The organism is Streptomyces hazeniae (assembly GCF_031845485.1).
Classification (GTDB): Bacteria; Actinomycetota; Actinomycetes; order Streptomycetales; family Streptomycetaceae; genus Streptomyces; species Streptomyces hazeniae.
The window spans coordinates 1-477 of sequence record NZ_JAVREQ010000131.1; the positions used below are offsets into that span (position 1 = coordinate 1).

The 477-nt window shown below is 68.3% G+C and carries 1 protein-coding gene; it reads left to right on the forward strand.

Features of this window, described 5'->3' with window-relative positions; translation table 11 throughout:
• On the forward strand, positions 1–392 hold a 392-nt coding region (locus RM572_RS28950), incomplete at its 5' end, for a cutinase family protein (RefSeq protein WP_311676329.1).
• Between the last annotated feature and the right edge of the window lie 85 nt (positions 393–477).

The following is a 477-nucleotide window of genomic DNA, read 5'->3' on the forward strand; positions in this document are numbered from 1 at the left end:
GTGGCTTCTCGCAGGGTGCGGCGGTGGCCGCCTACCTCACCGAGGATGCCGTGCCGCAGGGCTTCGCGCTTCCGCCGAGCATCACCGGCCCGCTGCCCGCGGGGGTGGCAGACCATGTCGCCGCGGTGGCGTTGTTCGGCAAGCCGTCGAGCGGCTTCCTGCAGATGATCTACACCGGAGCACCGCCGATCACGGTCGGCACCCGGTACGCCGCCAAGACCGATGATCTGTGCATCCCGGAGGATCCGGTGTGCTCGCCGACGGGTAGCGACAACAACGCGCACAACCTGTACGCCGCCAACGGGCTGACGGATCAGGCAGCCGACTACGTGGTGGCGCGGCTGAACGGTCAGCGGCCGGACCGCAGCGTCGACCAGGCCTCCGGGCGGTAGGAACCCTCACGGCACCGCGCGCTATTGTTCGAGCACGTTTTCTCGGACAGGGGTGGGTCAGTGACGGAACAAGAGCAGCAGCTGA